Source organism: Giesbergeria sinuosa (genome assembly GCF_042652905.1).
Lineage (GTDB): Bacteria > Pseudomonadota > Gammaproteobacteria > Burkholderiales > Burkholderiaceae_C > Simplicispira > Simplicispira sinuosa.
In genome coordinates this window covers 47,684-68,884 of the sequence record NZ_JBHSHJ010000011.1, presented here as the reverse complement: position 1 = coordinate 68,884, position 21,201 = coordinate 47,684, and the positions used below count along the sequence as shown (strand labels likewise).

18 protein-coding genes are annotated in these 21,201 nt (G+C 57.4%); 12 read left to right on the top strand and 6 right to left on the bottom strand.

What is annotated here, in order from left to right:
• Positions 1-72: 72 nt before the first annotated feature.
• Positions 73-609: a Fe-S cluster assembly transcription factor gene (locus ACFO6X_RS12780; RefSeq protein WP_382433641.1), complete on the bottom strand. Its 537-nt coding sequence runs from the start codon at positions 607-609 to the stop codon at positions 73-75.
• 221 nt (positions 610-830) lie between these two features.
• Positions 831-2,894: an excinuclease ABC subunit UvrB gene (gene uvrB, locus ACFO6X_RS12775; RefSeq protein WP_382433639.1), complete on the bottom strand. Its 2,064-nt coding sequence runs from the start codon at positions 2,892-2,894 to the stop codon at positions 831-833.
• A gap of 172 nt (positions 2,895-3,066) precedes the next feature.
• Between uvrB and ACFO6X_RS12770 the strand changes: the two genes are divergently transcribed.
• The gene (locus ACFO6X_RS12770; protein WP_382433637.1) at positions 3,067-4,269 is read left to right on the top strand and encodes an amino acid aminotransferase; all 1,203 of its coding nucleotides are present in this window, start codon (positions 3,067-3,069) and stop codon (positions 4,267-4,269) included.
• Between the two features lie 64 nt (positions 4,270-4,333).
• Here ACFO6X_RS12770 and ygfZ read toward each other — a convergent pair whose 3' ends face one another.
• Positions 4,334-5,251, bottom strand: coding sequence for a CAF17-like 4Fe-4S cluster assembly/insertion protein YgfZ (gene ygfZ, locus ACFO6X_RS12765; protein ID WP_382433635.1), 918 nt, complete (start codon positions 5,249-5,251; stop codon positions 4,334-4,336).
• Positions 5,252-5,298: 47 nt separating this feature from the next.
• On the opposite strand from ygfZ, the gene mltG reads away from it, so the two are divergent.
• The 6 genes from mltG to ACFO6X_RS12735 all read left to right on the top strand — a co-directional run bounded on the left by mltG (position 5,299) and on the right by ACFO6X_RS12735 (position 9,930).
• The gene (gene mltG, locus ACFO6X_RS12760) at positions 5,299-6,282 is read left to right on the top strand and encodes an endolytic transglycosylase MltG (protein WP_382433633.1); all 984 of its coding nucleotides are present in this window, start codon (positions 5,299-5,301) and stop codon (positions 6,280-6,282) included.
• Between the two features lie 39 nt (positions 6,283-6,321).
• Positions 6,322-6,978 (top strand): dTMP kinase, encoded by a 657-nt coding sequence (gene tmk / locus ACFO6X_RS12755; protein WP_382433631.1) that lies wholly within the window; start codon positions 6,322-6,324, stop codon positions 6,976-6,978.
• Positions 6,975-8,006 carry a DNA polymerase III subunit delta' gene (locus tag ACFO6X_RS12750; RefSeq protein ID WP_382433629.1) on the top strand — a complete coding sequence of 344 codons (1,032 nt, stop codon included), beginning with the start codon at positions 6,975-6,977 and terminating at the stop codon, positions 8,004-8,006. Before tmk ends, ACFO6X_RS12750 begins: the two co-directional genes overlap by 4 nt.
• 16 nt (positions 8,007-8,022) lie before the next feature.
• On the top strand, positions 8,023-8,388 hold the full coding sequence (locus ACFO6X_RS12745; protein WP_382433627.1) for a PilZ domain-containing protein: 366 nt from the start codon (positions 8,023-8,025) through the stop codon (positions 8,386-8,388).
• A 70-nt stretch (positions 8,389-8,458) separates the two neighbouring features.
• On the top strand, positions 8,459-9,265 hold the full coding sequence (locus ACFO6X_RS12740; RefSeq protein ID WP_382433625.1) for a TatD family hydrolase: 807 nt from the start codon (positions 8,459-8,461) through the stop codon (positions 9,263-9,265).
• Entirely contained in the window at positions 9,262-9,930 is a 669-nt protein-coding gene (locus tag ACFO6X_RS12735) for an ankyrin repeat domain-containing protein (protein WP_382433623.1), read from the top strand. Before ACFO6X_RS12740 ends, ACFO6X_RS12735 begins: the two co-directional genes overlap by 4 nt.
• Here the strand turns inward: ACFO6X_RS12735 and ACFO6X_RS12730 are convergent, their stop codons facing one another.
• Positions 9,931-10,452 (bottom strand): ImmA/IrrE family metallo-endopeptidase, encoded by a 522-nt coding sequence (locus tag ACFO6X_RS12730; RefSeq protein WP_382433621.1) that lies wholly within the window; start codon positions 10,450-10,452, stop codon positions 9,931-9,933.
• A gap of 122 nt (positions 10,453-10,574) precedes the next feature.
• A complete protein-coding gene (locus ACFO6X_RS12725; RefSeq protein ID WP_382433619.1) occupies positions 10,575-11,087 on the bottom strand; it encodes a tellurite resistance TerB family protein in 513 nt (170 codons plus the stop codon).
• 301 nt (positions 11,088-11,388) lie between these two features.
• On the opposite strand from ACFO6X_RS12725, the gene ACFO6X_RS12720 reads away from it, so the two are divergent.
• Positions 11,389-12,030 carry a histidine phosphatase family protein gene (locus ACFO6X_RS12720; protein WP_382433617.1) on the top strand — a complete coding sequence of 214 codons (642 nt, stop codon included), beginning with the start codon at positions 11,389-11,391 and terminating at the stop codon, positions 12,028-12,030.
• Positions 12,027-14,204, top strand: coding sequence for an EAL domain-containing protein (locus tag ACFO6X_RS12715; RefSeq protein WP_382433615.1), 2,178 nt, complete (start codon positions 12,027-12,029; stop codon positions 14,202-14,204). The genes ACFO6X_RS12720 and ACFO6X_RS12715 overlap by 4 nt, the downstream gene beginning before the upstream one ends.
• A gap of 12 nt (positions 14,205-14,216) precedes the next feature.
• Here ACFO6X_RS12715 and ACFO6X_RS12710 read toward each other — a convergent pair whose 3' ends face one another.
• Positions 14,217-15,275, bottom strand: a complete 1,059-nt coding sequence (locus ACFO6X_RS12710) for an AI-2E family transporter (protein ID WP_382433613.1) — start codon at positions 15,273-15,275, stop codon at positions 14,217-14,219.
• A gap of 206 nt (positions 15,276-15,481) precedes the next feature.
• Here ACFO6X_RS12710 and ACFO6X_RS12705 point away from each other — a divergent pair, with 206 nt between their 5' ends.
• The 3 genes from ACFO6X_RS12705 to lpdA all read left to right on the top strand — a co-directional run bounded on the left by ACFO6X_RS12705 (position 15,482) and on the right by lpdA (position 21,165).
• Positions 15,482-18,358: a 2-oxoglutarate dehydrogenase E1 component gene (locus ACFO6X_RS12705; protein WP_382433611.1), complete on the top strand. Its 2,877-nt coding sequence runs from the start codon at positions 15,482-15,484 to the stop codon at positions 18,356-18,358.
• 48 nt (positions 18,359-18,406) lie between these two features.
• A complete protein-coding gene (gene odhB, locus ACFO6X_RS12700) occupies positions 18,407-19,651 on the top strand; it encodes a 2-oxoglutarate dehydrogenase complex dihydrolipoyllysine-residue succinyltransferase (RefSeq protein ID WP_382433609.1) in 1,245 nt (414 codons plus the stop codon).
• 86 nt (positions 19,652-19,737) lie between these two features.
• The gene (lpdA, locus tag ACFO6X_RS12695; protein WP_382433607.1) at positions 19,738-21,165 is read left to right on the top strand and encodes a dihydrolipoyl dehydrogenase; all 1,428 of its coding nucleotides are present in this window, start codon (positions 19,738-19,740) and stop codon (positions 21,163-21,165) included.
• The last annotated feature ends 36 nt before the right edge of the window (positions 21,166-21,201 follow it).

Sequence of the window (21,201 nt, the reverse complement as noted above, 5' to 3'; positions counted from 1 at the left end):
GGCTGGCAAAGAAGAAAATACAGGCGAAACCAAGCCGACCCCTGTGGGCCAGCTTGCGCATCCAGCAATCAATCAGGACTTGGCGAAAGCGTTGCCCAGCGCAAACACCGAGTTGGGCGCATTGACACGAATAGGCTTGACCACTGGCGTGGTGGATATGGCACGGCGCACAGCAGGCTTTTCCTCAACCTGTACGCCCTTAGCCACCTGATCGTCCACCAACTTTTGCAGCGTGACGGCGTCCAAAAACTCCACCATGCGCTGGTTGAGTGCCGACCACAAATCATGGGTCATGCAGCGGCCCGACTCACCCAAGCAATTTTCTTTGCCACCGCATTGAGTGGAATCAATGGGCTCATCTACCGACACGATGATATCGGCCACAGTGATCTCTGTGGCCTTGCGGGCCAAGGTGTAGCCGCCACCGGGGCCACGGGTGGACTCCACCAGCTCATGGCGGCGCAGCTTGCCAAAGAGTTGCTCCAGATACGACAGGGGGATGCGCTGGCGCTGGCTGATGGCAGCCAAAGTAACGGGGCCGTTGTTTTGACGCAAGGCCAGATCAATCATGGCAGTGACCGCAAAACGGCCTTTGGTGGTAAGACGCATGGCAAGCTCCTTTTTCGCTTGTGGGTTCATGAAACAGCCCTCGTAGCGGATCGCGCACTGGACACCGTTTCATCCCCATCGCCTTGCAATGGCTGCAAGACGCTTTCATCGGGGTAGTTGTTGAGTGTTTCGCCCCAGTATAGCACAATTCCCATTAAATTTGTCGGATAAGTAAGTTGGTGGTCATCTACGAGGCGTACAGGCAACACTTACCGCGCAACTCAAGGTTCTGCATCGTCACCGGGGCCACCAAATGCCTGATTTTTGAGGTGGGTCAATTGGTCACGCACCCGTGCCGCTTGCTCAAACTCCAGATTTTTGGCATGACCCAGCATCAGCTTTTCCAATCGCTTGATTTCTTGGGCCACCGCCTTGGGTGACATAGATTCCACTTTGGCACGTTCCAGTGCGGTTTTTGCCAATTTTTCGGCTTCTTTACCCGATTTTTCGCTATACACCCCGTCAATCAGGTCTTTCACCTGCTTGACAATGCTGCGCGGCGTAATTCCCTGCATCGCATTGTGTTGGAGTTGTTTTGCGCGTCGGCGTTCCGTTTCATCGATGGCTTTTTTCATCGAGGCGGTGGTGCGGTCGGCATACAAGATGGCTTTGCCATGCAAATTGCGGGCAGCGCGGCCTATGGTTTGAATCAAACTGCGCTCAGAGCGCAGAAACCCTTCTTTGTCGGCATCCAAAATAGCCACCAAAGACACCTCAGGGATGTCCAGCCCCTCGCGCAGCAAGTTGATGCCCACCAACACATCAAAAGTGCCTAAACGCAGGTCACGGATGATTTCAACCCGCTCCACAGTGTCAATGTCGCTGTGCAGGTAACGTACCTGCACGCCGTTGTCGCTCAAGTAGTCGGTGAGCTGCTCGGCCATGCGCTTGGTCAGGGTGGTAATCAATACGCGCTCTTGACGCTCTACACGCAGGCGGATTTCTTGCAGCACATCATCGACTTGGCTGCTGGCCGGACGCACTTGCACTTCGGGGTCGACCAACCCGGTAGGGCGCACCAGTTGTTCTACCACTTTGCTGGCATGGGTTTTTTCATACTCTGCCGGGGTGGCAGAGACAAAAATCACTTGCCGCATCCGTTGTTCAAACTCTTCCAGCTTGAGTGGGCGGTTGTCCAAAGCACTGGGGAGCCGAAAACCGTATTCAACCAGTGTGGTCTTGCGTGAGCGGTCGCCGTTGTACATGGCCCCCAACTGGCCAACCATCTGGTGACTCTCATCCAGAAACATCAGCGCATCTTTAGGCAAATAATCCGTCAGGGTGCTGGGCGGCTCGCCCGCCGCTGTACCCGACAGGTGGCGCGAGTAGTTCTCAATGCCTTTGCAGTGGCCCACTTCGCTGAGCATTTCCAAATCAAAGCGGGTGCGCTGCTCTAGCCGCTGTGCTTCTACCAGTTTGCCGTCTTGTTGCAGTTGCTGCAAACGCTCGGCCAGTTCGGTTTTGATGGCTTCTATGGCCAGCAAGACCTGATCGCGTGGCGTGACGTAGTGGCTGCCCGGATAGACGGTAAAGCGCGGGATGCTTTGGCGCACCCGTCCGGTGAGCGGGTCAAACAGTTGCAGGCTGTCGATTTGGTCGTCAAACAGCTCTATACGCAAGGCCAATTCAGAGTGCTCGGCAGGAAACACGTCAATCGTGTCGCCCCGTACCCGAAAGTTGCCCCGCGCAAAATCCATATCGTTGCGCTGGTACTGCATACGCACCAGTTGGGCAATGGCATCGCGCTGGCCCAATGTGTCGCCCACCCGCAGCGTCATGACCATGCGGTGGTAGCTCTCAGGGTTGCCAATGCCATAGATGGCCGACACCGTTGCCACAATCACCACATCACGCCGCTCCAACAGACTTTTGGTGCAAGACAGACGCATCTGCTCAATATGCTCATTGATCGCGCTGTCTTTCTCAATAAACAAATCACGCTGCGGCACATACGCCTCGGGCTGGTAGTAGTCGTAATAGCTGACAAAGTATTCGACGGCGTTCTTGGGGAAGAACTCACGAAACTCGCTGTACAACTGCGCGGCCAGCGTTTTATTGGGTGCAAAGACAATGGCCGGTCGCCCCAGTTGGGCAATGACGTTGGCTATCGTGAAGGTTTTGCCCGAGCCAGTCACACCCAGCAGGGTTTGAAAGACCTCGCCATCTTGTACGCCTTCTACCAATTGGGCAATGGCGCTGGGCTGGTCACCCGCAGGGGGATAGGGTTGGTAGAGCGCAAAGGGAGAGCCGGTGAAGCTAACAAAGGAGCCTTGGAGACCTGACATTCAAAAAATCCTCAAACGGTTCGTAGCGCATTCTGCGGGCTGGCAACGCGGCCCTGCTTGCACAGGGCAGATAGATGCAGCACAAACACCTGCCCTATCGGAGTGTCATAGCCGTTTTGTGGCGACCCACAGTAGAATCCGGCGTTTGTTCACCCCTCCACAGGAACGTTCCATGTCTCTGTTCTCCGCCGTCGAAATGGCCCCCCGCGACCCTATCCTGGGTCTGAATGAGCAATTCAACGCCGACACCAACCCCAACAAGGTCAATCTGGGTGTGGGCGTGTATTTCGACGACAACGGCAAGCTGCCACTGCTGCAATGCGTACAAGCGGCTGAAAAAGCCCTGATGGACAAGCCCACAGCCCGTGGCTATCTGCCCATTGACGGTATCGTGGCCTATGACAACGCCGTCAAAGGCTTGGTGTTTGGTGCCGACAGCGAGCCTGTGACATCGGGCCGTGTAGCTACCGTGCAAGCTATCGGCGGTACAGGCGGCCTGAAAATCGGCGCCGACTTCCTGAAAAAGATCAGCCCCGATGCCAAGGTGCTGATCTCCGACCCTAGCTGGGAAAACCACCGTGCGCTGTTCACCAACGCGGGTTTCGTGGTCGACACCTATGCCTACTACGATGCAGACAAACGTGGCGTCAACTTTGACGGCATGCTCGCCAGCCTGAATGCCGCAGCCCCCGGCACCATCATTGTGTTGCACGCCTGCTGCCACAACCCCACCGGCTACGACATCACTTCGGCCCAGTGGGATCAGGTGGTGGAAGTGGTCAAGGCCCGTGGCCTGACCGCCTTCCTAGACATGGCTTATCAAGGCTTTGGCCACGGCATTGCCGAAGATGGTGCTGTCATCCAGAAGTTTGTGGCAGCTGGCCTGTCCTTCTTTGTCTCGACTTCGTTCTCTAAGAGCTTCAGCCTGTACGGCGAGCGCGTGGGTGGCCTGAGCGTGCTGTGCGACAGCAAAGAAGAGGCCGGTCGCGTGCTGAGCCAACTCAAGATCGTCATTCGCACCAACTACTCCAACCCACCCACCCACGGCGGTGCTGTGGTGGCAGCCGTGCTGGGCAACCCCGAACTTCGTGCCCTGTGGGAAAAGGAACTGGGTGAAATGCGCGTGCGCATCAAAGCCATGCGCCAAACATTGGTCGATGGCCTCAAAGCAGCTGGTGTGCAGCAAGACATGTCGTTCATGACCCAGCAAATCGGTATGTTCAGTTACTCCGGCCTGAGCAAAGACCAAATGGTGCGCCTACGCAGCGAGTTTGGTGTGTATGGCACCGATACTGGTCGTATTTGCGTGGCCGCGCTCAACAGCAAGAATATCGACTACGTCTGCCAAGCCATCGCCAAGGTGATTGCAGGCTGATTGCCGTTGTTTCTTTAAAAAAAGCCGCTCCAGTTGGAGCGGCTTTTTGCCTTTGGGTACAAGCTCAGATTTCTTGGGCCAGCGTGTAAGGCAAGGGCTGTAAGGCCAATGCCGTGCCATCGCTGACGCCCACTTGCAAGCCCCCTTGGGCTGCTGCAGCCACTTGCAGCGATACCAGCGCATCCCAGCCACCTGTGGGGGCTGGGGCAGCCTGCACCACAATGCCACAAGGCTGCTCGGTATCACTGGCCACAAACACCTCGGCGCCCACGGCCATCTCTGCCGCTGCATGGGCCAAATAGGCCCGGCGTTTGAGTGTGCCCCGAAACTGGCTACGTGCCACTACTTCTTGGCCGGGGTAGCAGCCTTTCTTGAAATTGACGCCGCCCACCGATTCGTAATTGAGCATTTGTGGCACAAACTTATCCACCAAAGGCGCACTCAGGGTCGCAATGCCACTGCGCACTTCACCCCAAGCCCACAAATCGGGGGCCAACGCTGGGCCTATTGGAGCGGGTGTGCCAGCAGGCGCTACCAGCAACGCACGGGGCTGATCTTCGGCAGGATAGAGGTGTATCCAACTGCTATCGCCTTGGTCCATCTTGCCCCAAGGTGCTTGTACGCCACCTGCCAGCGCAGCCACACTGGCTCCGGCCACACCATACAAGGCAAATTCTTCCGATGCATCGCTCAGCTTGGCTTTGGCCCGCAGCACAAACATGCTCAGGCGCTTGAGGGTAGGGGCCAGCAAATCACGGCTGCATACCAACAGCACCTCGGTGGCGCTGCGTTTGAAACCAATCAAACTGGCCTGCATACGGCCTTGGGCCGACAAAAAGGCCGTAAGGCGGGCCTGCTCCATACCCAAGAGGGCAAAATCGTTGGTCAATTGGCCGTGCAGAAACTTGACGGCATCATCACCTTGGGCGCGAATGACGCCCAGGTGACTGAGAGGGGTGATTCCATTCAGGTGAGAGGTCATGTGCTGAATTATGATGGGCGGTTGTTTTTTCTACAGGGCACAGATTTGTGGCTCGTTTGCTGACATGGTTGTTGCTGCTGGTTCTGGCCTTGTGCGCAGCCGCAGCGTGGTGGCTGTACCAACCGCTTGAATTGCGGCACAGCCCCCTAGAACTCGAAATCGAGCATGGCACCACACCACGCGGTGTGGCGCAAGAAGTGGTGGCTGCTGGTGTGCGCACCGATGCCCGACTACTGTATTGGTGGTTTCGGCTGTCTGGGCAAGACCGGCAAATCAAGGCGGGCAACTATGAGCTGGAACGTGGCACCACACCTTACAGCCTGTTGCAAAAGCTAGCCCGCGGCGAAGAATCACTGCAAACCCTGACGTTGGTGGAAGGCTGGAGTTGGCGCCAAGTGCGTGCGGCCCTGACCAAAGAAGAAGGACTGCGCCACGACAGCGCCAGCTTGAGCGACGAGGCCTTGATGGAACGCTTGGGCCGACCCGGCCTGCCACCAGAGGGGCGATTCTTTCCAGACACCTACACCTACGCCAAGGGCAGCAGCGACCTGGCTTTGCTGCGCCGGGCTTTGCACGCTATGGATCGTCATCTGGAAGCCGTCTGGGCGCAGCGTGCCAGCGACACACCCCTGCAATCGCCACAGCAGGCACTGATTTTGGCCAGCATTGTCGAAAAAGAAACCGGCCGCGCCAGCGACCGACCACAAATTGCCGGGGTGTTTGTCAACCGCCTGCGCATCGGTATGCTGCTGCAAACAGACCCTACCGTGATTTACGGTCTGGGCGAAAAGTTTGATGGCAACCTGCGCAAAAAAGACCTGCAAACCGACACCCCTTGGAATACCTACACCCGCGCTGGCCTTCCTCCCACACCCATTGCCATGCCCGGCAAGGCTGCATTGATGGCCGCTGTACAGCCTGAAGCCACCAAGGCGCTCTATTTTGTTGCCAAGGGCGATGGCAGCAGCCACTTCAGTGCTTCATTGGACGAGCACAACCGCGCCGTCAACCGCTACCAGCGGGGCCGCTAACGGCCTCTGGTGCCTTTTTATTCCCAGGATTTTTGTTGCATGGCTTCTGGCTTTTTTATCTCTTTTGAAGGCATTGACGGCGCAGGCAAATCCTCGCACATTGCGCCCTTGGCAAAAGCGTTGCGCGCCCAAGGCCATGTTGTCACCGTCACACGCGAGCCCGGCGGAACAGCACTGGCAGAAAAGCTGCGCACCTTGTTGTTACACGACGAGATGGATGCCTTGACTGAAGTTCTGCTGGTATTTGCGGCCCGCCGAGACCATCTCCGTTGCGTGATTGAACCCGCTTTGGCACGCGGCGAGGTGGTGTTGTGCGACCGCTTTACCGATGCCACCTTTGCTTACCAAGGTGCCGGACGGGGCTTTAGTCCCACCATCTTGGCACTGCTGGAGCAGTGGGTGCAGGCCCAGCCCGATCTGCCCGACAGCACGATCCGCCAGCCCGATGTCACGCTCTGGTTTGATCTGCCCCCAGCAGTGGCCGCCGCCCGTTTGGTGGATGCCCGCCAGCCAGACCGCTTTGAAGCACTCAACCAAGATTTCTTTGCGCGGGTAGCCCAAGGTTATGCCGACCGTGCCGCACAAGACCCGCATCGTTTTGTACGCTTAGATGCAGCCCAAACGCCAACGGCTGTCTGGCGGCAGCTGCTGGCTGCCTTGGTCTGCCGGGGCTGGCTGGATGAGGCACAGCCATGAGCCTGCCGGAGGCGGGCCAGGCCCAATCACCGTTGGCACCGTGGATTTCGGCCCAGCGTGATGCCCTACTTGCCCAGCGCGGCCATGCGTGGCTGTTACAAGGACCATCTGGGCTAGGTCAATTTGCTTTGGCACAAGAGTTGGTACGGGCTTGGCTGTGCGATACCCCCAGCAGCCAAGGTGCCTGTGGGCACTGTGGCAGTTGCCATGCCATCGACGTACATACCCATGCCGACTTGTGTGTGCTGATGCCCGAAACCGAATTGCTGGCCCGTGGCTGGCCGCTGCCAGAAAAGGCCCAGGCAGAGATCGACGATAAAAAACGCAAACCCAGCCGAGAAATCCGGGTGGAGGCCATGCGCGAGGCGGTGGAGTTTGCCCAACGCACCAGTGCCCGCAACCGGGGCAAGGCCGTGTTGGTGTACCCCGCCGAGCAGATGAACACCATCACCGCCAATGCGCTGCTCAAGACGCTGGAAGAGCCCCCCGGCGATGTGCGCTTTGTACTGGCCAGTGAAGCAGCCCACCAGTTATTGCCCACCATCCGCAGCCGTTGTCTGGGGCACACCATGACGTGGCCCCAGCAGGAGCAAATGCTGCAATGGCTGGGGCAGCAAGGCGTGCCACCCGACACGGGCACGGCCTTGCTACGCATGGCGGGTGACCGCCCCGACGATGCTTTGGCCTTGGCCCATGCCAACCACAGCCCACACAGCTGGGCGCAATTGCCGCAGGCACTGCTGCGTGGTCAGGCCCATGCCCTGAGCAGCTACACGCCTGTGCAAGCCATTACAGCATTACAAAAACTCTGCCACGACCTGCTGGCATTGTCTGTGGGGGCACCGCCGCGCTACTTTGCCGCAGCAGATCTGCCCGTAGCCCCGCCATTGGCTGCGCTCACCCAATGGAGCAAAATGCTAATGCAAGCTGCGCGCACAGCAGAGCATCCCTTTAACACCGGCCTCATGCTCGAAGCCTTGGCCGCACAAGCGCGAAACGTTCTAAACTCACGCCCATCCACTGTTTGAAGCCCCTTGCCCTACCATGCTGACCAGTAGCCCTTCTACCGCGCCCCGCCCCAGCGTCATGCAATTGGCCATCAAGGAAAAAGCGGCACTGCATGCGGCTTACATTCCGTTTTTTGCCGAGGGAGGGATTTTTGTGCCCACCCCACGCGAATACCGACTGGGCGATGATGTCTATGTGCTACTCACCCTGCCCGAAGATACCCAACGCTACCCCGTGGCTGGTCGGGTGGCTTGGGTCACGCCCGCCCGTGCCGGTGGCAACCGCATCCAAGGCGTGGGGGTTCAGTTTCCCAAAGATGAGAAGGCCCGCCAACTCAAGGCCAAAATTGAATCCATCCTTGGTACGGCCCTAGGGTCTGACAAACCCACACAAACCATCTAACCCCGCTCTGCCTTTGGTGCCGACCTGCACAGTGCTGGTCGGCATTTTCTTTTTGCATCCCAGACTGTCCATGTTTATCGATTCCCATTGTCATCTCAACTTTCCTGAACTCAGCAGCCAGTTGCCCGCCATCCGCGAAGCCATGACCCAAGCACAAGTGGATCGTGCCTTGTGCATCTGCACCACGATGGAGGAGTTTCCGGCAGTTCACGCCCTTGCCACCCAATACCACAACTTCTGGTGTACCGTTGGTGTGCATCCCGACAACGAGGGAGTGCATGAGCCCTCCGAACAAGAGCTGCTGGCCCATGCTGCTTTGCCCCGCGTGGTCGCTATTGGCGAGACCGGACTCGACTACTACGGCATGGAAGATCGCAAAGGCGGGCGCAGCATTGCCGATTTGCAATGGCAGCGTGAACGCTTTCGCACCCATATCCGGGCTGCCCGTGCCTGCGGCAAACCACTGATCATCCACACCCGTAGTGCTGCTGACGATACCTTAGCCATCCTGCGTGAAGAAGGCGAAGACGGCCACCACAATCGTGCCGGCGGCGTATTCCACTGCTTTACCGAGTCCATCGAGGTGGCCCGCGCAGCACTGGACTTGGGCTACTACCTCTCATTCTCCGGCATCATCACCTTCAAAAGTGCGCAAGCCCTGCGCGATGTGGTGGCCATGGTGCCACTGGATCGCCTCTTGATCGAAACCGACAGCCCCTATCTGGCCCCAGTGCCCTACCGTGGTAAGGTCAATACCCCTGCCTACGTACCTCTGGTAGCCCAACAGATTGCCACGACCAAAAACCTGCCCCTGGAAGCAGTGGCCCAAGCCAGCAGCCGTAATTTTGAAACCTTGTTTGCTGGGGTCGGCACATGAATCGCCGCTCTTTTCTATCTACCAGCCTCTGCGCCACCGTCGCCCTCAACGTGCAAGCGGGCGCGCACGATGACTTCTTTGTGGCTATTCACCGTGATGACGGTCAGGGTTTGCAAACCCTGTTGCGCCGAGGCATGGACCCCAACACCAGCAACGACAAAGGCCAAACCGGTCTGGTGCTGGCGTTACAACTGGGCTCATTGCATGCATTTCAAGCCTTGGTCAATGCCCCCCGGGTGAATGTGGAAGTGCGTAATGCCCACGGCGAGAGCCCCCTGATGATGGCAGCCCTGAAAGGCTATTTGGAACCCGCACACCTGCTCATTGCCCGTGGTGCAGATGTGAACAAGACCGGCTGGACGCCCTTGCACTACGCAGCCTCCAAAGACCAACCAGCACAGGAGCAAATGGTGGCACTGCTGCTAGAGCACCATGCCTATATTGATGCGGCCTCGCCCAATGGCACCACGCCGTTGATGATGGCAGCGCAGTACGGCAGCATGGCTGTCTTGCAACTGTTGCTCGATGAGGGCGCAGACCCCTTGCTAAAAAACCAACTGGGACTGCGGGCAGTGGACTTTGCGGCACGCGCACAACGCCCTGACAGCATCACCCTATTGCAAGCAGCCATCCGCCAACGCTTGCCCAACCAAGGCCAATGGTAGTTATTCGCCGCCATCCCAAGGCACACGCTGCAAGGCCAGTGGACGGTTAAAGTGCAGATTCAGATCGGCCATGCGTTGTTTGACCAAAATTGGGGGCACCTCAAATAACGGTGCCAAATCCTCCCACTGCGCCATGCGCAGCTCCTGCACCCGCTGCTGTAGCGCCTGCGCAGGCATCAGCAACGCCAAGGCAAACTGATTGGCCTCGGTTTCGCTGCGATTATTGGCATCCACGCCAAAGTTGTCGGACACATCTATCAGGCGCTGATGTCCCGGACGCAAATGGTGCAAAGCCACATGCCCTATAGCATGGGCCACCCCATACCGCTGGCGCAGCACACTTTGCTGCTTGCCAATGGTGATACATGCCTTGTTCTGCACACTGATGTCGAGTTGCGCACAGGCTTGCAGGGTATCGCTCAGGCGCACAGCAATATCCATACGCCGGGCAATACGCGCTAGATTGACTGGTACCGATTGATCCCAGTGAAGTTTCAGGATGCCTTCCGCAAACATGGCCATAAGACGGCATTATCCTAGGCTCGGCCATGACCAACGCCCTGACTCATAGCCTTTCACGGGTACAAGACAGGGCGTTGTGCAAGAGACTGGGGCTGCCCGAATAGGCAGCCTTATCCTGCCGCTCAGGACGGCAACGACAACTTGACTTGGTAGCTTGGGTCGTTCTTGGGGTGGTTCTGGTTGGTAAACACCGTACGATCGTTTTTGAGCACGATGATTTCAAAGAAGGGGCGGAAACGCGCCTCCGAGACGCTAAAAGCCTGCAGGAATTTGCCAAACAATGCCTGCTCTTCGGGCTCGGGCTGACCATCTACCAACGAAGAGTCGATCAGGTTAACCAAAATGCACATTTTTTGTGCATCGCTCAACAGTGGTGCGGCCTCTTGCAAGAAGGTATCGACCGAATTCTTGCGGCGGTACTTGACCGCGCTATCGAGCAGTGCCTGATTTTGCGCACCCACACCCACAGTGCCATTGCCCTGATCGGCACCGCCCAGCACCGACAACAAATGACCGATTTCTTCGTGGTCAATCTCACCATCAGCAGACATCATGTAGATCAGGCTGGTGGCAAAAGCCAGGTGGGGCGTCATTTTGTCGCCCGAATCGCTCTTGAACATATCAAACAGACCCATTGTGCTTACTCCTTGAAAACAAGTTGGCCAGAAAACCGAACCGGTACACCACAGTGCCGGGGCTCGCCGCAGTGTACCGAAGCAGGCCACGCATTGAACCTGAACCCCTGCAAGTTGCAGGACATTTGCCATCGATAGCGCCCTGCGCCCACCCTGAAGAAGGCATTGCCTCAATGCCCCCCTGCCTTCGGTACACTTTGCACTGCAACAGACCCCACAGGCGCCAGTACAAGGAACATTCATGGACAACACGAGCACAAGACACCTATCCAGCCCTCGGTGCAGGATTTGGTTCGGGGTCTTGACTGCCCTGTTACTGACCAGCGGTGGGGCTGTCGCTGCCGATGTGCCCATCCCGCCTCCTGCCCATTTCCGAGTAATACCGGCCAATAAAAGCCATGTGCAACTGTTGCGCCGTGGGGGTCTGGTGCTGTACATGCGCCACGGCGCTACCGATGCGCGCATTCCTGATCAAATCCCCGTCAAGCTGGATGACTGTCAGAGCCAACGTCCACTCACCGATGCAGGACGCACCCAACTCGACCAGATCAAGGGTTTTATCAGCCGATTGCGCCTGCCTTACAACGAGCTCATCAGCAGCCCGTTTTGCCGAGCCGTGGAAAGTGCCCGCCGTGTCTTTGGTGCATCGGTACAGATAGACCCCGAACTGCGCTACACCGCCACCATGCCAGAGGCGGAAAAAAAACCTGCTGTGGCCCGCACTCGACACTGGCTGTCGCGCAAGGTATCCACCGCCGGTCACAATCGTGTGGTGGTGGCCCACGGCCCCAACATTGCCGAGCTGATGGACTACCTGCCCCCCGAAGCCACCCTGATACTTTTTCGGCCCCTGGGTGGTAGCGCACACCCCGGTTTTGAATACATTGCCAGTATTGAACCAAGCCACTGGCCTCAATTGCTCTCACAACTGGAAACGCCATGAACACAGGCCGCCGACTACAGCTTTTTTTGCTGGGGCCAATGGTGTTGATAGGGCTGGTAGCACTGTTGGTGCTTTACGGCTCCTTGACCAGCATGCGCCAGCAATTTGAGATTGCCAATACCGCGCAACACAACGATCTGCAAGTCATGGCAGATGCGGCTGGGTTTGCACGCGACATCGGCCTGATTCAAAAAAGAGTAGCTACGGCACTCAATGGTGCGCAAAACGGTACGCTGAACGAGTTACAGCTCTACCGCATGCACAGTGCCATCGTCAATGACCTCGACACTCTGGGCCAGCACATAGAGCAACTCACCAGCTCTGCACTGGTGGTGGATGCCAACCACGGCAGTGCCAAAGGGCTGAAACAGGAATTTGAGTCGTATCGGCGCTTTATCATCATGTCTACCGACGCCTTGGCCGTAGACCCCTCTGTGGCGCGTGACTTCATGGAACAAGGGCGCCAACACTTCCGTGATTTTTCCATCTTTGCCAGCAGCATTGGCGTCTTGCTGGCGCAGCGGTCACAAGAGCGCAATGCCATGCAAGCGCAGACCTTTATCAGACAGGCCAAGCAGGTATTGGCGCTTGGTATAGCCGCCTTGCTCATGCTGCTGGGCATCGCTTACTGGCTGGCACGGCGGGCCAGCCAGTCCATGCTGGATCTTGCCGATGCACTGCACACCCTGGCTGGCAACCAAAACACAGAAATTCCGCTACCGCGCGTGGAGGCTCTGCACAAACAGGGCCAAGGTGAGTTGGGCCGCTTGGCTGGGGCGGTACTGGCATTTCGCAATGCCATTGAGCGCCAACGCCAAGCAGAAGCCACGGCACACCAACTGGCTTTTTACGACACCCTGAGCCAACTGCCCAACCGACGCATGCTCATGGAGCGGCTCAAACTAGCACTGGATGGCTGCGCACGCAGCGATCAGCGTGGTGCAGTGATGCTCCTGGATCTTGACGGGTTCAAACGCATCAACGATGCCCGTGGTCACAGCATTGGCGATCAACTACTGCAGCAAGTGGCCCAGCGTTTGGCACAGACCGTGCGTGCCAATGACACTGTGGCACGTCTGAGTGGTGACAAATTTGGTTTTGTGCTGGCCGCCTTGAACCCACTGCCCCAACAAGCCGCCAGCGAGGTAGAACAGATCGTGGTGGAATGCGCCCAGAGCTTGGCACAGCCCATCTTGCTGGAAGGACAAACCTACTTCATCACCGCCAGCATTGGTATCACCTTGTTTGATGCCGAACGCCAAAGCCTTGACGCCCTGCTCAAGCAAGCCGAGGCAGCCATGTACCGGGCCAAGAACGAAGGGCGCAATACCTATCGCTTCTATGACCCGCAAATCCAAGCCCACCTTGAGGCCAAGGTGAGCCTAGAAACCGATTTGCGTCTGGCAGTCGAGCAACAGCAACTTTGCTTGTTTTACCAATTGCAGGTAGATGAGCAAGATCGCGTGCAGGGTGTCGAAGCCTTGGTACGCTGGATTCATCCCGACAAAGGCATGGTCTCACCAGCACAATTCATTCCGCTGGCTGAAGAGTCTGATCTCATCCTTCCCATCGGCCATTGGGTGCTAGAGACTGCCTGCCGACAGCTCAGTCAATGGGCCAGCCAACCCGAACGCGCGCACCTGAGTATTGCCGTCAACGTCAGCGCCCGACAATTTCGCCAGCGTGATTTTGTTGAACAGGTGCGGGCCGTGCTGGCCAGCACGGGCGCACCAGCACAAAGCCTAAAGCTCGAACTCACCGAAAGCCTGGTGTTGGAAAACGTTGAAGCAACCATCTCCAAAATGCTGACCCTGCGGGCATTGGGGGTGCGTTTCTCTATGGACGACTTTGGCACGGGCTATTCATCCTTGCAATACCTCAAGCGTTTGCCACTGGATCAGCTCAAGATAGAACAATCCTTTGTACGCGACATCACGACCGACAGCGATGACGCCGTGATTGTGCAGACCATCATTGCGATGGGCCGCGCTTTGCGGCTCGAAGTGATCGCTGAAGGCGTAGAAACCAGAGAACAACAAGCCTTTTTGCGTGCACAAGGCTGCTCTGCTTACCAAGGTTATCTGTTCAGCAAGCCTATGCCGATTGGGCAACTGGAGCCACACCTGCCGCCCGCCACCACGCCCCATGAAGCACAGGCTACAGCGCCTGAGTGAACAACGCCTTGGTTATTGGGGTGGGCGGCTTTTTTCCACCGCAAAAATATCCCAAGTAGCCATGAACAGTGCAGCAATCACGGGGCCAATCACAAAGCCATTGAGACCCAACAAGGCCATGCCGCCCAAAGTAGAAATCAGCACTACATAGTCGGGCATCTTGGTGTCTTTGCCCACCAAAATCGGGCGCAGCAGGTTATCTACCAGCCCAATCACGCCCACACCAAACCCGGTGAGGATAAGTGCCTGCCCTACCGCCCCAGTGGCTAAGAAATAAATAGCCACCGGCCCCCAAATCAGCCCCGCCCCTACCGCAGGCAGCAAAGACAAGAAGGCCATCAATACCCCCCAGAGCAAAGCGCCCTGAATACCCAACACAGCAAAAATAAAGCCCCCCAACATCCCTTGGGAAGCGGCGACCAACACATTGCCTTTGACCGTAGCACGGATGACTGTCGTGAATTTGGCCCCAAGATGGTTCTTGTGCGCCTCATCAAGCGGCACCGCATCGCGCAAACGGGCAACCAACGCAGCACCATCGCGCAACAGAAAAAACAGCAAATAGAGCATGATGCCCAAACTGACCAAGAACTGAAATGTGTTCTGCCCAATGTTGAGTGCCCTGGTCGCCACAAATTGACTGGCCTGCACCGCCACCGAAGACAGCTTGTGTTGTACCGCCTCCATGCTGGTCAACTCCAGCCGAGCCAGCAACTCCACCGCCCATGCGGGCAAGGCTGCAATGATTTGCTGAAAATACAGTCCCAGATTGAGTTGCCCAGAGCGCAACCGTTCATAAATGTGCGTGGCTTCCTGCACGAGCGACAGACCCAGCAATGTCATGGGCAAAATCACCACCATCAGACACAAGCCCACCATGATCAAGGCCGCCAGGTTGGGATGCATGGGCAAACGCTGCAACAAACGCCGGTGCAATGGCGCAAACAAAATAGCCAGCACCACACCCCAGAAAATGGCATCGTAAAAAGGCCACAGAATGGCCAAGAAAGCCAGCGAGACACAAATCAGCAGCAACAAAAAGGCTTTGTTCGGTGACGAAGGGGAATTCATGGCGGGTGCAAGGGGTCAATTAACAGACCCAATGTAAGCGACAAGGGAAACTCCTAGCACGCAGAGATGGATTTTCGGTGGCACAATCTCGGGTGAACAGGCCCTTCCCAGCCACAGTCGCATCCGCCAATCGGTTCAGCCGTGTCGCGGAAGGTTTCTTAAACCAGCTAATGCTTTCCAAAGGAAAGCTGAGGTCAGCGGAAAATATGAGCGATCAGACATCAGTCTATCAAGCCTACCAAGGCAACACCTATCTCTTCGGCGGCAATGCGCCTTATGTTGAAGAGATGTATGAGAACTATCTCGCCAACCCAGGCAGCGTGCCTGACACTTGGCGCGACTATTTCGATGCACTGCAGCATGTACCCGCTGTAGATGGCACCAACGCCAAAGACGTTCCGCACCTGCCTGTCATCAATGCCTTTGCCGAGCGTGCAAAGCAAGGTGGTACCAAGGTGGTGTTGGCCAGCGCAGATGCCGAAATGGGTCGCAAGCGCACCGCCGTGCAACAGCTCATCGCCGCTTACCGCAATGTCGGCCAGCGTTGGGCAGACCTTGATCCCCTCAAGCGCACCGAGCGTCCCGCCATCCCCGAACTGGAGCCATCGTTCTACGGTTTCAGTGATGCCGACCAAGAAACCGTGTTCAACACCAGCAACACGTTCTTCGGCAAAGACTCTATGCCGCTGCGCGAGTTGATCAATGCGCTGCGCCAAACCTACTGCGGCACCATTGGTGCCGAGTTCATGCACACCACCGACCAAAACCAAAAACGTTGGTGGCAGCAAAAACTCGAAAGCATCCGCAGCAAACCCCAGTTCAATGCAGACAAAAAGAAGCACATCCTCGACCGTCTGACAGCAGCCGAAGGCCTAGAGCGTTATCTGCACACCAAGTACGTGGGTCAAAAGCGTTTCTCGCTCGAAGGGGGCGAGAGCTTCATTGCAGCGATGGATGAACTGATCCAACAAGCTGGTGCCAAGGGCGTACAAGAAATCGTCATTGGCATGGCACACCGTGGCCGCCTGAACGTGCTGGTCAATACCTTGGGCAAAATGCCCAAGGATCTGTTTGCCGAATTCGACCACACCGCCCCCGAAGACCTACCTGCCGGTGACGTCAAGTACCACCAAGGCTTCAGCTCTGATGTCGCCACAGCGGGCGGCCCAGTGCATTTGTCGCTGGCCTTCAACCCATCACACCTTGAGATCGTCAACCCTGTGGTGGAAGGCTCGGTGCGCGCCCGTATGGACCGCCGTGGCGACCCCAAAGGCAGCCAAGTGCTGCCAGTGCTGGTACACGGTGATGCGGCCTTTGGTGGTCAAGGCGTCAACCAAGAAACCTTGGCTCTGTCTGAAACCCGTGGCTACAGCACGGGTGGCACGGTACACCTGATCATCAACAACCAGATCGGGTTCACCACCTCCGACCCCCGCGACATGCGCTCGACGCTGTATTGCACCGACATCGTCAAGATGATTGAGTCGCCCGTGCTGCACGTCAATGGCGATGATCCAGAAGCCGTGGTTTTGGCCATGCAGTTGGCGCTCGAATTCCGCATGGAGTTCCGCAAAGACATCGTGGTGGACATCATCTGCTTCCGCAAACTGGGCCACAACGAGCAAGACACCCCTGCGCTCACCCAGCCACTGATGTACAAAAAGATCAGTCAGCACCCTGGTACACGCAAGCTGTATGCCGACAAACTGGCGGCACAAGGTTTGGGCGACTCGCTGGGCGACGATATGGTCAAGGCTTACCGCGCTGCAATGGATGCGGGCAAGCACACAGTAGATCCCGTGCTGACCAACTTCAAGAGCAAGTACGCCATTGACTGGTCGCCATTCGTTGGCAAAAAGTGGACAGATGCTGGCGAAACCGGCATCCCACTGACCGAGTGGAAACGCCTGTCCGAAAAGCTCACCACCCTGCCTGCCACCGTCACACCACACCCGTTAGTCAAGAAGGTCTATGACGACCGCGCAGCGATGGGTCGGGGCGAGATCAATGTGGACTGGGGCATGGGCGAACACATGGCCTTTGCCTCGCTGGTGGCCAGCGGCTACCCCGTGCGCTTGTCGGGCGAAGATTGCGGCCGTGGCACCTTCACGCACCGCCACGCCGTCATTCACGACCAAAACCGCGAAAAGTGGGATACCGGCACCTATGTGCCCCTGCAAAACGTGGCCGAAAACCAAGCCCCCTTCGTCGTCATCGACTCTATCCTGTCGGAAGAGGCAGTGATGGGCTTTGAATACGGCTACGCTGGCTCCGATCCTAGCTCGCTGGTGATCTGGGAAGGCCAGTTTGGCGACTTCGCCAACGGTGCCCAAGTGGTGATTGACCAGTTCATTGCCTCGGGTGAAGTGAAGTGGGGTCGTGCCAATGGCCTGACCTTGATGCTGCCGCACGGCTACGAAGGCCAAGGCCCAGAGCACAGCTCGGCCCGTGTGGAGCGTTTCCTGCAATTGGCCGCTGACACCAATATGCAGCTGGTGCAGCCCACCACAGCCAGCCAGATCTTCCATGTGCTGCGTCGCCAAATGGTGCGCGACCTGCGCAAGCCGCTGGTTATCTTCACGCCCAAGTCGCTGCTGCGCAACAAGGATGCTACATCGCCACTGAGCGAGTTCACCTCGGGCAGCTTCCAAACCGTGATTGGCGAGCAAGACGAAGCCATCCTCAAGAAGGCAGACAAGGTCAAGCGCGTCATTGCCTGCTCTGGCAAGGTGTATTACGACTTGGTGAAGAAGCGTGTCGAGAAGGAAGCGACCGATGTGGCCATCATCCGCGTCGAACAGCTCTATCCGTTCCCACACAAGGCTTTTGCTGCCGAACTGAAGAAGTTTGTCAACGCCACCGACATCGTGTGGTGCCAGGACGAGCCACAAAACCAAGGGGCTTGGTTCTTCATCCAGCACAACATCCACGAAAACATGTGGGAAGGTCAAAAGCTGGGCTACTCCGGTCGTGCCGCTTCGGCTTCGCCTGCTGTGGGCTACTCGCACCTGCACCAAGAACAGCAAAAGGCGCTGGTCGAAGGCGCGTTTGCCAAGCTCAAGGGTTTTGTCCTGCCCAAGTAAGGCCAAGCCCCACCTCCAGAACAAAACCCTGTATTTGAAAGAATTGAAATGGCAATCGTAGAAGTCAAAGTTCCACAGCTGTCCGAATCCGTGGCCGAAGCCACCATGCTGACTTGGAAGAAAAAAGCCGGTGAAGCCGTAGCCGCCGATGAAATCCTGATCGAAATCGAGACCGACAAGGTCGTGCTGGAAGTGCCCGCCCCTGCCGCTGGCGTGCTGGCCGAAATCATCCAAGGTGACGGCGCTACCGTCACCGCTGAGCAACTGATCGCCAAGATCGACACCGAAGGCAAAGCTGGTGCTGCCGCTCCTGCTGCGGCCCCCGCAGCTGCGGCTCCAGCAGCAGCCCCTGCTGCCGCTGCCGCCAACAAGGGCGACGTGGCCATGCCCGCCGCAGCCAAGCTGTTGGCCGACAACAACCTGTCTGTCTCTGCTGTCACAGGCACTGGCAAGGATGGCCGTGTCACCAAAGGTGATGTGCTGGCCGCTGTGGCTGGTGGCGTGCAATCCACTGCCGCCGTGATCCCCACTGGCGTACCTACCAAGGCACTGCCCCAAGTGTCGGCCCCTTCGTCCAAGCAAGATCTGGGTGACCGCCCCGAGCAGCGCGTGCCCATGAGCCGCCTGCGCGCCCGTGTGGCCGAGCGTCTGTTGCAATCGCAGTCGACCAATGCCATTCTGACCACGTTCAACGAAGTGAACATGGCCCCAGTGATGGACATGCGCAAGAAGTTCCAAGATGCCTTTACCAAAGAACACGGCGTCAAGATTGGCTTCATGAGCTTCTTCGTCAAGGCGGCTGTTCATGCACTGAAGAAATTTCCCGTGCTGAATGCCTCGGTCGATGGCAACGACATCGTCTACCACGGTTACTTCGACATCGGTATCGCTGTCGGCTCGCCCCGTGGTTTGGTGGTGCCCATTTTGCGCAATGCCGACCAAATGAGCTTTGCCGAAATCGAAAAGAAAATCGCCGAATTTGGCAAGAAGGCTGCTGAAGGCAAGCTGGGCATTGAAGAAATGACCGGTGGTACCTTCTCCATCTCCAACGGTGGCACTTTCGGTTCGATGCTGTCTACCCCCATCATCAACCCACCCCAATCGGCCATTTTGGGTGTTCACGCTACCAAGGATCGCGCTGTGGTCGAAAACGGCCAAATCGTGATTCGTCCCATGAACTACCTGGCTATGTCCTACGACCACCGCATCATTGATGGTCGTGAGGCTGTGCTGGGTCTGGTGGCCATGAAGGAGGCGCTGGAAGACCCTTCGCGCCTGCTGTTTGACATCTAAGCCCTGACCCACCAACCCACCCATGTGGCCCAGCCTGTGCTGGTGCCCATCGGTGGGTTTTTTTGAACCGATAAAGAAAGATTTTTATGAGCAAAGCATTTGATGTGGTGGTGATTGGTGCGGGCCCCGGTGGTTATATTGCTGCCATCCGTGCTGCCCAACTGGGCTTTAACGTCGCTTGTATCGACGAATGGAAAAACGAAAAGGGTGGCCCAGCCCCCGGCGGCACCTGCACCAACGTAGGTTGCATTCCATCCAAGGCACTGCTGCAATCGTCCGAACACTTTGAGCACGCCAACCACCACTTTGCTGAGCACGGCATCACCGCCAAGGATGTGAAGATCGACGTGGCCAAAATGGTGGCCCGCAAAGACAACGTGGTCAAGCAAAACAACGATGGCATCTTGTACCTGTTCAAGAAGAACAAGGTCAGCTTCTTCCACGGTCGTGGCTCTTTTGCCAAGGCCGTCGAAGGCGGTTACGAAATCCAAGTGGGCGGCGACAAGCCCGAAACCTTGGTGGGCAAGCAAATCATTGTGGCTACCGGCTCCAACGCCCGTGCCTTGCCCGGCCTGCCCTTTGACGAAGAAAACATCCTGTCCAACGATGGCGCCCTGCGTATCGGTGCCGTGCCGAAAAAGCTGGCCCTGATCGGTTCGGGTGTGATTGGCCTGGAAATGGGTTCCGTCTGGCGCCGTCTGGGTGCAGAAGTGACTATTCTCGAAGGTCTGCCCACTTTCTTGGCCGCTGTGGATGAACAAATCGCCAAAGAAGCCAAGAAAGCTTTTGACAAGCAAGGCCTGAAAATTGAGCTGGGCGTCAAGGTTGGCGAGATCAAAACCGGCAAGAAGGGCGTTACCGTGCCCTATACCAACGCCAAAGGCGAAGAAGTGGCGCTGGAAGTGGACAAGCTGATCGTATCGATTGGTCGTGTGCCCAACACCAATGGCCTGAATGCCGAAGCGGTGGGCCTGCAATTGGACGAGCGCGGTGCGATTGTGGTCGATGGCGACTGCAAGACCAATCTGCCCGGCGTCTGGGCTGTGGGTGATGTGGTGCGTGGCCCCATGCTGGCGCACAAAGCCGAAGAAGAAGGTGTGGCCGTGGCCGAGCGCATCGCGGGCCAGCACGGGCATGTCAACTTCGGCACCATTCCTTGGGTGATCTACACCAGCCCCGAAATTGCCTGGGTAGGCCGTACCGAGCAGCAGCTCAAGGCCGATGGCGTGAAATACAAGGCGGGCACCTTCCCATTCTTGGCCAATGGCCGCGCCCGTGCCTTGGGTGACACCACCGGCATGGTCAAGTTCTTGGCAGACGCCACCACTGACGAAATCTTGGGTGTTCATATCGTGGGCCCTATGGCTTCCGAATTGATCTCCGAAGCGGTGGTCGCCATGGAATTCAAGGCCAGCGCCGAAGATATTGCCCGCATTTGCCATGCCCACCCCTCTTTGAGTGAAGCCACCAAAGAAGCTGCCTTGGCCGTGGACAAGCGCACACTGAACTTCTGAGCCTTCCTGCCCAGTTAGTTCGGTCATTTTGTAACT

Bases quoted from the DNA above. Each gene is read 5' to 3' on its own strand.
- ACFO6X_RS12780 (WP_382433641.1), bottom strand. From the start codon at position 609: ATGCGTCTTACCACCAAAGGCCGTTTTGCGGTCACTGCCATGATTGAT.
- uvrB (WP_382433639.1), bottom strand. From the start codon at position 2,894: ATGTCAGGTCTCCAAGGCTCCTTTGTTAGCTTCACCGGCTCTCCCTTT.
- ACFO6X_RS12770 (WP_382433637.1), top strand. From the start codon at position 3,067: ATGTCTCTGTTCTCCGCCGTCGAAATGGCCCCCCGCGACCCTATCCTG.
- ygfZ (WP_382433635.1), bottom strand. From the start codon at position 5,251: ATGACCTCTCACCTGAATGGAATCACCCCTCTCAGTCACCTGGGCGTC.
- tmk (WP_382433631.1), top strand. From the start codon at position 6,322: ATGGCTTCTGGCTTTTTTATCTCTTTTGAAGGCATTGACGGCGCAGGC.
- ACFO6X_RS12750 (WP_382433629.1), top strand. From the start codon at position 6,975: ATGAGCCTGCCGGAGGCGGGCCAGGCCCAATCACCGTTGGCACCGTGG.
- ACFO6X_RS12745 (WP_382433627.1), top strand. From the start codon at position 8,023: ATGCTGACCAGTAGCCCTTCTACCGCGCCCCGCCCCAGCGTCATGCAA.
- ACFO6X_RS12740 (WP_382433625.1), top strand. From the start codon at position 8,459: ATGTTTATCGATTCCCATTGTCATCTCAACTTTCCTGAACTCAGCAGC.
- ACFO6X_RS12735 (WP_382433623.1), top strand. From the start codon at position 9,262: ATGAATCGCCGCTCTTTTCTATCTACCAGCCTCTGCGCCACCGTCGCC.
- ACFO6X_RS12730 (WP_382433621.1), bottom strand. From the start codon at position 10,452: ATGGCCATGTTTGCGGAAGGCATCCTGAAACTTCACTGGGATCAATCG.
- ACFO6X_RS12725 (WP_382433619.1), bottom strand. From the start codon at position 11,087: ATGGGTCTGTTTGATATGTTCAAGAGCGATTCGGGCGACAAAATGACG.
- ACFO6X_RS12715 (WP_382433615.1), top strand. From the start codon at position 12,027: ATGAACACAGGCCGCCGACTACAGCTTTTTTTGCTGGGGCCAATGGTG.
- ACFO6X_RS12710 (WP_382433613.1), bottom strand. From the start codon at position 15,275: ATGAATTCCCCTTCGTCACCGAACAAAGCCTTTTTGTTGCTGCTGATT.
- ACFO6X_RS12705 (WP_382433611.1), top strand. From the start codon at position 15,482: ATGAGCGATCAGACATCAGTCTATCAAGCCTACCAAGGCAACACCTAT.
- odhB (WP_382433609.1), top strand. From the start codon at position 18,407: ATGGCAATCGTAGAAGTCAAAGTTCCACAGCTGTCCGAATCCGTGGCC.
- lpdA (WP_382433607.1), top strand. From the start codon at position 19,738: ATGAGCAAAGCATTTGATGTGGTGGTGATTGGTGCGGGCCCCGGTGGT.